Origin of the sequence: Halobacterium bonnevillei, from assembly GCF_009831555.1 — an archaeon.
GTDB classification, from domain to species: Archaea; Halobacteriota; Halobacteria; order Halobacteriales; family Halobacteriaceae; genus Halobacterium; species Halobacterium bonnevillei.
In genome coordinates this window covers 1-9,355 of record NZ_WUUU01000120.1, presented here as the reverse complement: position 1 = coordinate 9,355, position 9,355 = coordinate 1, and the positions used below count along the sequence as shown (strand labels likewise).

Genomic DNA, 9,355 nt, shown 5'->3' with positions numbered 1-9,355 from the left:
GCCGCCGCGCGCGGAGAACGCCGCGATGACGACCCCCATCGGGAGCGCGAGCGCGAGCGCGCCGACGCCGAACAACAGGGAGTTCCAGACGGCGACCGACGGCTGGGTCCGACTATCACCCTGGCGCTCCACGAGGAACCGCCACCACTCGAGGGTCGGGTCCGTGGCGCCGCCGACGCTGGCCAGCACCATCGAGGCGATCGGCGCGAGGAACACGAGCGCCACGACGACGCCGTAGACCCCGAGGCCGCTTCGAATCAGGCGTTCCCGGACGTCGCCGGCCACCGAGAACAGCCGCTTTCGGGGGAGCGGGTTGCCCGTGCCGGTCGCCGCGCGCCGGGACTCGTACCGGAGGTAGACGTACGTCAGCGCGAGGGAGAACACGGTCTCGAGCGCGGCGAGCGCGGCCGCTGACTCGTAGTCGAGGCTCTGGACGCGCGCGTACAGCCACACCTCGACTGTCGCCAACTGGAGGCCGCCCAGGGCCAACACGATGGGGAACGTCATGAACGTGAAGATGAACGTGAGGACGGCGCTGGCCCCGAGCGCGGGCAGCAACTGCGGAGCGACGACGTCCCGGAACGCCCGCAGCGGGTTGGCGCCGAGCGAGCGCGCGGTCTCGACGGCGCTGGCGTCGACGTTCTCCCACGCCGACGTCACCATACGGGTGACCAGTGGGGCGTTGTAGAACGCGTGCGCGAGAATTACGACCTTCAGCGTGTACAGCCACTCGACCTGTCCCACTCCCAGCCACGTCAACACGCCGTTGAGGGTGCCGCTCGTGCCGAACGTCGCGACGAACCCGACGACGACCATGATCGAAGGGAGGACGAACGGCAGGATCGTCAGGGACTTCAGGGTCCGCCGACCGGGGAACTCGAAGCGCGCGAGCACGTACGCCCCCGGCAGGCCCAGCAGGACGCTCGCGGCCGTCGATAGGGCCGCCTGGTACGCCGTGAATCCGAACAGTCCCTTCCGCACTGTCGGGTAGGACACCCAGACGTCCGGCAGCACCCCCGTCCAGCCGACGTGGAGTCGCACGCTCGCGAGCCACGCGAATACGTCTCCGGGGACGCGAATCGGATCCGCGAACAGGCCGTGTGCGGCGCCCATGTAGAATTCGCTGGTGAGGACCTCCCGGACGGGCGTGGCCGCGTTCCCGAACGCCTCCACGAACACCGTCCAGACGGGATAGTAGAAGACGACGCCGAGCACCAGCAGGGTGATTGCGCCGACTACCGGTAGCGCCAGGCGGTCGGCGCCACGAACCAGCAGGCTTCGGGCGTACGCGAGACGATCAGTCACGCGCGCTCGCTGGCCGCGGCCTGGGGGGCCCACGCGTTGGTCCATTCCTCGACGGTGCCTGCGAGTCCCTCGTACGTAAACGTGACCGGCTCGAGCGTGTTCGGGCCGACGTAGCGGGCCGCGCCGATGCTTTGCCCGGTCTGCTTGCGCTGGATGAACCGTTGCCGCCGTCGCTCGGCGTCGTGTACGCAACCTCGACGCCGTGGTCGGCCTCCCACCCGCGATCCGGCCGCCGCACCGCAGTCGCGCTGTCACCGAGGGACGAGTCGCACGTTGCGACGATCCGGCACCGGGTGGCCTCGCCCCCACCGAACTCGAACCGGCCGGCGGTCGACGGCTCGTCCGGGGCTACGCCGGTGGCGTCGAGGGAGTCACGGCGCTCCATTACCGGGTTGTTTCGACCAGTAATAGAAAAGGCCGTCGCTCCACGAAACAGCGACGTCGGCCCCGCCACCCCACGACCGACCGAGCGAACGTTTTTCACAGAGCCTGCGGTATCTCTCCGCGTGTCAGCGTCTCGAACGACTGTCCTCGCAGGTGTGTTCGTCCTGCTGCTCGTGGTAGCGACACTGCTTCTGGGCGCCGTCTTCGCGACGGGGTTTTTCGCAGTGACTGTCGCCTACGTCCTCGTGCCGCTCCATCAGCACGTCAAGCGGCTCGGCCTGCCGCCGTGGTGGGCGAGCGCGACCACCGCCACGGTCGCGTCGCTGGTCGCGCTCGTTCCCGTCTCACTCGGTCTGTACGTCGCTAGCGACCGCATCAGCTCGCTCGTGGACGCCATCGAGGAACTCCCGGAAACGGTCTCCGTCACCGTCGCGGACTTCACGTACGTCGTCGACGTCGGCATCGCCACTGAAGCCGTGATTTCGACGCTCGCGACGTTCGCAGTCGACGCCGCGGCCGCGCTCCCCGAACTCTCGTTGAAACTCACGCTGTTCGGGATGCTCCTGTTCGGACTCCTGCTCGCTCACGAGGACGCCGAACGCGCCATGCTCGCGACGATACCGGCGTCGTATCACGATGTCGCACACGCGCTCGCGGAGCGCGCGACCGCAACGCTGTACGCCATCTACGTGCTGCAGGCGGTCACCGCGTTCGCCACCGCCATCATCGCGGTGCCGGTCTTTCTCGCGCTCGGCGTTCCGTATCCCCTGACGCTGGCCGCCGCGGCGGGCATCCTCCAGTTCGTCCCCATCGTCGGGCCGTCGCTGGTCGTCGGCGGCATCGCGCTCTACCAGGCGAGCGTCGGCGACACCGCGGGCGCCATCACCGTCTTCCTGGTGGCGGGCGTGCTCGTGGCGTGGCTGCCGGACGTTCTCATCCGCCCGCGGCTCTCCCGGCAGACCGCCGACCTCCCCGGGAGCCTCTACTTCGTCGGGTTCACGGGCGGCCTCCTCACCGTCGGGCCGGTCGGCATCATCGCCGGCCCGCTCATCGTCGCGCTCGTCGTCGAGACCGCCGCGCTGCTCGCGGACGAACACCGCGGCACGCAGCGGTCCCTGCTCCCCGACGAGTGGCCGTAGCCTCGGAGGTCCGTCGGCGTTCCGCAGGAACGCGCCTACTGGGGAACGCGACGGGGAACGCGCCTACTCGACGGGGTGGCCGCGCTCGGTCCAGTCAGTGAGGCTGCCCTCGTAGAAGGAGACCTCCGGGAAGCCGAGCCACTGCAGGACGACGAACGTGTGGCTGATGCGGCGCGCGGTGTTGCAGTACAGCACGACGTGCGTGTCGGGCGTGACGCCGCGTTCGTCGAGCACGCACTCGATTGCTTCGCGGGGCTTCAGCCCGCGCGATTCGTCGTCGACGACCTCCTTCCAGTCGAGGTTCACCGCTCCGGGGAGGTGACTCTCCTCGAACTCCCAGGGTTCGCGGGTGTCGACGAGAACGGCGTCCGGGTCCTCGATTGCGTCGAGCACGTCGTCGGCGTCCACGAACACGTCCTCGCGGGGGTCGTCGATGTCGTACTCGGTAGGGGGCACGTCGACGGGCTCGCTGCTGGCCTTGTGGTCGCGAATCCACGCGCTGTAGTCACCGTCGAGCAATCGGACGTCCTCGTGGCCGAAGTACAGCGCGGTGACCAGGAACCGCGCAGCGAACACGCCGTGCGTGTCGTCGTACGCGACGAGCGTGTCTCCGGGTTCGACGCCCGCGTCACCCAGCAGGCCGGCCCAGTGCTCCGGGTCGGGCATCATCCCGTCCGGCCCGCGCTCCGCGCGGAACTCGTCGAAGGGCACGTTCACCGCCCCCGGAACGTGACCGATGCCGTCGTACTCCCACGCGTCCCGGACGTCCACAACTACGACGTCGCCGTTCGGCAGGTGGTCCGCGAGCCAGTCCGCGGACACGACCCATTCCTCGCTCATCGCTGCGACGTACGTGTTCCTGCGGTTTAGCCTCCCGGCCGTCGCCGCCACTCCGAGCTACCGGCAACTATTGCACATAATCTGGCTAACATTCGGGGCGGAGGCCGTCGGGGTCCCAGTGCTTGCGGCGACGCTCGCCGCTACGCTCGACGGCCGGGGGAACCTGCCGGGGTGACCGACAGTTATGGGGGTTCCAGTCATAGACGTGTGTATGGCAGCTGAATACGCCAAAGACGTACTCGTCACAGCTGACTGGGTCGAGGACAACCTCGAACAGTTCCAGAGTGACGACCCCGAGTACCGGCTCGTCGAAGTCGACGTCGACACCGAAGCCTACGACGACGAACACGCACCCGGCGCCATCGGGTTCAACTGGGAGACCCAGCTCCAGGATCAGACCCAGCGCGACATCCTCGAGAAGGACGACTTCGCGGACCTCCTCGGGAGCCACGGCATCAGCGACGACTCCACGGTCGTCCTCTACGGCGACAACTCCAACTGGTTCGCCGCCTACACCTACTGGCAGTTCAAGTACTACGGCCACGAGGACGTCAAACTCCTCGACGGCGGCCGCGACTACTGGGTCGAGAACGACTACCCGACCACCGACGAAGTGCCGTCCTACCCCGAAGTCGACTACAACCCCCGCGGGCCGTTCGACGGCATCCGCGCGTACCGCGACGACGTCGAAGTCGCCATCAACCGCGGCATCCCGCTCGTCGACGTGCGCTCCCCCGAGGAGTTCAGCGGCGACGTCCTCGCGCCCCCGGGCCTCCAGGAGACCGCTCAGCGCGGCGGCCACATCCCCGGCGCGGAGAACATCTCGTGGGCGGCCACCGTCAACGACGACGGCACGTTCAAGAGCAAGGACGAACTCCGGGAGCTCTACGAATCCCAGGGCATCACGAACGACCAGGAGGTCGTCGCGTACTGCCGCATCGGCGAGCGCTCCTCGATCGCGTGGTTCGCGCTCTCGGAACTCCTCGGCTACGACGACGTCACGAACTACGACGGGTCGTGGACGGAGTGGGGGAACCTCGTCGACGCCCCCATCGAGACGGGCGAATAGGCCACGACCGAGCCCTCGAAGTGAAGCGGGGCGCGCCTGCCGAATGCGCGCGCCGCCGCGGCCACAAACGGTTTATCACCGCCTCGTGTGGCTCCTGTTGCGGGCGTGAAATACTCGCCCCCATGTTCCCCCTTCGCTGGTCTGCCGGCCCCCTCCGGCAGCCCCCTTCTGCAGCACACCGGCCACTGCATCCCGCCCAGCACCTGCGACGGCCAGCGCCGTCGCTTCGCGGCCCATCGCCGTGAAGGCAGGTTACAAGCACTCCGCACCCGTACGTCGTCCTATGACGCCCAGCGAACTCCACGACGCCGTCCGCGACGACAACGAGACGGCACTCTCACGCCTCGGCTCCTCGAAATCCCTGTACGCCGCGACCGGCGGCGAAATGGACGCCGAACACGTCCTCGAAGCCGCGGCTGACGCCGAATACGCCGCCGCACAGACCTTCCACGCCTGGGCCGCCGACGAAGCAAACGACGACGCCAGAGACGCGTTCGCGGTCACCGCCACCGAAGAAGACGACCACTACGAAACGGTCGTCGCCGAACTCGACGACTACGACCCCACCGACGACCCCTCCGCGATGCAGGCGTTCCTCCGCGACTGCGACACCACCATCGAACGCGCGGGCGCCCTCCTCGGCCGCATCCTCGCCACAGAGAAGTCCAAGGAACAACTCACCGCGTTCTTCACCGGCCAGGCCGACCCCCAGACGGCCAGCCTCTTCCGCGAACTCAAGACCGACCTCGACGACCAGCGCGACCGCGCACTCGACCTCCTCGACGACGTCTGCGAGACTGCCGACGACTGGGACGCCGCCAAATCCGCCGCCGACGCCGCCATCCAGGCCGCCTACGACGAATACACCGACCAACTGGAATCCATGGGCGTCAACCCCAAACCGGTCTGTTAAGCGACCTTTTACGCTGTCGCCGACAGAGCGCTTCGCGCTCTTTCGAGATGACGAGAGACGCCTACGGCGTCTCTCGAACCACGGGCGCGCTTCGCGCGCCCTCGACAAAAGCTCGGCCAAAAGCACTCCTCCTTCGGTCCGCTTCGCGTCCCTCAGTCGTCGGCCCGCGCTCACGGCTTCGCCGTTCGCGCGGTGAATCGCGGACCTTCCGGGCTCTTCGAGCCACTCGGTCCGCGAACGCTAATACAGCTAACTGAATATGGGACTAGCGGTGCACTCTGGGAGCGAGTGGAACGAGCGAGCAGAGGCCGACGACTGAACGGAGCGCTCGGAGAGCGCGAAGTGAAGGCGGAGTGCTTTTTCCCCAAGTTTTTGCCGAGTTGAGCGGGACGGAGGGTCCCGCTGACCATGCGAACGGCGCCACGTGCCGTGAGCAGACTGGGGTCGCCTTTGGCGCCCCCCGCAGCGCAAAAAGTGGGTTCTCTAGACGCCTTCGACGGTCTCGCGGTAGGATTCGACGCTGTTGCGGGCGTCCGCGATGTTCGATTCGGCGTCGTCTTCGTCGACGGCGTCCGCGAGTTCGTCGAGCGCGTGCGTGATGCGTGCGAGGCGGCCGTGGTCGGGGCCGCTGTCGGCTGTCGCGAGTTCCGCGAGCTGGTCGGATTGGTCGTAGAGCCGTTCCTCGAGGCTGGGGTCGGTGGCTGCGACGGCGGCCGCACGGAGGTGGTCGCTCGCCGCGCGCAGGTCCTCGCGTACCATAGTCGGGAGATTGGGTGCGAGCGGGAAATAGCTAGGCGCTGGTGGGGGCCGGGAGGCGCGCTCCTCAAGTGTCCCCGCACCTAGTATCGGACAATGAGCGACGCCAGCGGCCCCCTCCAGCCGGACCGGCCGGAGGCAGAGAAACCGTTCCGCGTGGACGCCCCGTTCGACCCCGCGGGCGACCAGCCAGACGCCATCCGAGAGTTGGTCGAGGGGTACGAGAGCGGCGCGAAGAAACAGACGCTGCTCGGGGTGACCGGCTCCGGGAAGACGAACACCGTCTCCTGGGTGGTCGAACAGCTTCAGCAGCCGACGCTCGTCGTCGCGCACAACAAGACCCTCGCCGCACAGCTCTACGAGGAACTCCGGAACCTCTTCCCGGACAACGCCGTCGAGTACTTCGTCTCCTACTACAACTACTACCAGCCCGAGGCGTACGTCGAACAGACGGACAAGTACATCGAGAAGGACGCCTCCATCAACGACGAGATCGATCGGCTGCGGCACTCCGCGACCCGGTCGCTGCTGACGCGGGACGACGTCATCGTCGTCGCCTCGGTGTCGGCCATCTACGGGCTCGGCGACCCGCGGAACTACGAGGACATGCGCCTCCGCCTGGAGACCGGGCAGACCATCGAGCGCGACGAACTGCTCGGTCGGCTCGTCGACCTGAACTACGAACGGAACGACGTCGACTTCACGCAGGGGACGTTCCGCGTCAGGGGGGACACCGTGGAGGTGTTCCCGATGTACGGCCGGTATCCCGTGCGCGTGGAGTTCTGGAGCGACGAGATCGACCGCATGGCGAAACTCGACCCCCTCGAGGGAACCGTGGAGAGCGAGGAACCCGCCGTCCTGTTCCACCCGGCGGAGCACTACTCGGTGCCCGACGACGAGATGGAGGCAGCCATCGAGCAGATTCGGACGGACATGGAGGAGCGCGTCCGGCACTTCGAGCGCCAGGGCGACATGATCGCCGCCCAGCGCATCGAGGAGCGCACGACGTTCGACCTCGAGATGATGGCCGAAGCCGGCTACTGTTCGGGCATCGAGAACTACTCGGTCTACCTCTCGGACCGCGAACCCGGGGACGCCCCGTACACGCTGCTGGACTACTTCCCCGACGACTTCCTCACGGTCATCGACGAGTCCCACCGCACTGTCCCCCAGATCAAGGGCCAGTACGCCGGCGACAAGTCCCGGAAGGACAGCCTCGTGGAGAACGGGTTCCGCCTGCCGACGGCGTACGACAACCGTCCGTTGACGTTCGAGGAGTTCGAGGAGAAGACCGACCGGACGCTGTACGTGTCCGCGACGCCCAGCGACTACGAGCGCGAGGTGTCCGAGCAGGTCGTCGAACAGATTGTGCGCCCGACGCACCTCGTCGATCCCGAGGTGAACGTCACGGGCGCGGACGGCCAGGTCGAGGACCTCATGGACCGCATCGACGAGCGCGTCGAGCGCGACGAGCGCGTGCTGGTCACCACGCTCACGAAGCGCATGGCCGAGGACCTCACTGAGTACCTCGAGGAGTCGGGGGTCGCCGTCGAGTACATGCACGACGAGACGGACACGCTGGAGCGCCACGAACTCGTCCGCGGTCTGCGCCTCGGGGAGTTCAACGTCCTCGTCGGCATCAACCTCCTCCGCGAGGGCCTTGACATCCCGGAGGTCTCGCTGGTGGCCATCCTGGACGCCGACCAGCAGGGGTTCCTGCGGTCTGAGACCAGCCTCGTCCAGACGATGGGGCGGGCGGCCCGGAACGTCCACGGCGAGGTCGTCCTCTACGCGGACGAGATGACCGACGCGATGCAGGACGCCATCCAGGAGACCCAGCGCCGCCGCCGCATCCAGCGCCAGTACAACGAGGACCACGGCACGACACCCACCACCATCGACAAGGACGTCGGCGACATGAACCTCCCCGGCGCGGAGACGGACACCTCCTCGGTGACGGGCGAGGGCCCCAGCGACGAGCAGGAGGCCGCCGTGCTCGTCGAGGAACTCGAGGAACGCATGGCCGCGGCGGCGGACAACCTCGAGTTCGAACTCGCGGCGGACATCCGGGACCGCATCCGGGAACTCCGCGAGGAGTACGACCTCGCTGGCGGCGACACCGACCCCGACGACGGCGCAGTCGCCCCGGAACCCGAGGACTGGTAGCGGCGCGGTCCCCGGAGAACTGGTAGCGGCGCGGTCCCCGGAGAACTGGTAGCAGGCAGCGATAGTTTCAACAGCACCGCGCAGCGACACGGTCTGTGCCCCTCACCGACCTCGACCGCTACGACGAACGCACGGTTGGACGCGTCGGTGACCACGCCGTCGTGGTCGGCGCGAGCATGGCGGGCATGCTCGCGGGACGCGTGCTCGCTGACGCGGTCGACGAGGTGACGATACTCGACCGGGACCCGTTGCCGACGGACCCCGTCGCACGCCGCGGCGTTCCGCAAGCGAACCACGTCCACGTGCTGCTCGAACCCGGCCGTGCGATCCTGGAGGCTCTCTTCCCGAGATACGGCGAGGACCTTCGCTCGGCGGGCGGCCTGGACATCGACGCGGCCCGGGACCTCGAGTACCACCAGCGGGGAGACTTCCTCGCCGTCGGCCCGCACCGCCTCCCGATGCTCTGCGCGAGTCGCCCCCTGTTCGAGGCCCTCGTGCGCCGACGGCTCGCCGCTCGCGACGACGTCACGCTCCGCGGGGACTGCCAGTTCACTGACTACCGCTTCGACGAGTCGGCGGGCCGGGTGACGGGGGTATCGGTGCGGGACGCTGACGGCGAGCGACCGAACTCGCGGCCGACCTGGTGGTCGACGCGACTGGCCGCACCTCCCGGACGCCGGAGTGGCTGGACGACAACGGCTACGCGGCGCCGCCCGAGGACGAGGTCACTGTCGACCTCGCGTACAGCACGGTCGAGGTCGAGCGACCGCCCGGAGCCAACCG

The 9,355-nt window shown here is 68.1% G+C and carries 7 protein-coding genes and 1 pseudogene; 5 read left to right on the top strand and 3 right to left on the bottom strand.

The features are described 5' to 3' along the window. Nucleotides 1-1,350, bottom strand: a 1,350-nt coding sequence (locus GRX66_RS13200) for an ABC transporter permease (RefSeq protein WP_159526981.1), incomplete at its 3' end; no start/stop codon positions are given. 461 nt (nucleotides 1,351-1,811) lie between these two features. Here GRX66_RS13200 and GRX66_RS13195 point away from each other — a divergent pair. Then, nucleotides 1,812-2,828, top strand: coding sequence for an AI-2E family transporter (locus GRX66_RS13195; RefSeq protein WP_159526980.1), 1,017 nt, complete (start codon nucleotides 1,812-1,814; stop codon nucleotides 2,826-2,828). A gap of 63 nt (nucleotides 2,829-2,891) precedes the next feature. Here the strand turns inward: GRX66_RS13195 and GRX66_RS13190 are convergent, their stop codons facing one another. Next, nucleotides 2,892-3,668 (bottom strand): sulfurtransferase, encoded by a 777-nt coding sequence (locus GRX66_RS13190; RefSeq protein WP_159526979.1) that lies wholly within the window; start codon nucleotides 3,666-3,668, stop codon nucleotides 2,892-2,894. A gap of 211 nt (nucleotides 3,669-3,879) precedes the next feature. Here GRX66_RS13190 and GRX66_RS13185 point away from each other — a divergent pair, with 211 nt between their 5' ends. Then, nucleotides 3,880-4,737: a sulfurtransferase gene (locus GRX66_RS13185; RefSeq protein ID WP_159526978.1), complete on the top strand. Its 858-nt coding sequence runs from the start codon at nucleotides 3,880-3,882 to the stop codon at nucleotides 4,735-4,737. Between the two features lie 283 nt (nucleotides 4,738-5,020). Continuing rightward, nucleotides 5,021-5,650, top strand: coding sequence for a rubrerythrin family protein (locus GRX66_RS13180; protein ID WP_159526977.1), 630 nt, complete (start codon nucleotides 5,021-5,023; stop codon nucleotides 5,648-5,650). Between the two features lie 483 nt (nucleotides 5,651-6,133). Here GRX66_RS13180 and GRX66_RS13175 read toward each other — a convergent pair whose 3' ends face one another. After that, a complete protein-coding gene (locus tag GRX66_RS13175; protein WP_159526976.1) occupies nucleotides 6,134-6,409 on the bottom strand; it encodes a DUF7553 family protein in 276 nt (91 codons plus the stop codon). A gap of 93 nt (nucleotides 6,410-6,502) precedes the next feature. On the opposite strand from GRX66_RS13175, the gene uvrB reads away from it, so the two are divergent. Together uvrB and GRX66_RS13165 are read left to right on the top strand one after the other, a co-directional pair. Further along, the gene (uvrB, locus tag GRX66_RS13170) at nucleotides 6,503-8,572 is read left to right on the top strand and encodes an excinuclease ABC subunit UvrB (RefSeq protein ID WP_159526975.1); all 2,070 of its coding nucleotides are present in this window, start codon (nucleotides 6,503-6,505) and stop codon (nucleotides 8,570-8,572) included. Nucleotides 8,573-8,667: 95 nt separating this feature from the next. After that, a pseudogene (locus tag GRX66_RS13165) lies at nucleotides 8,668-9,355 on the top strand (oxidoreductase); the annotation flags it as partial.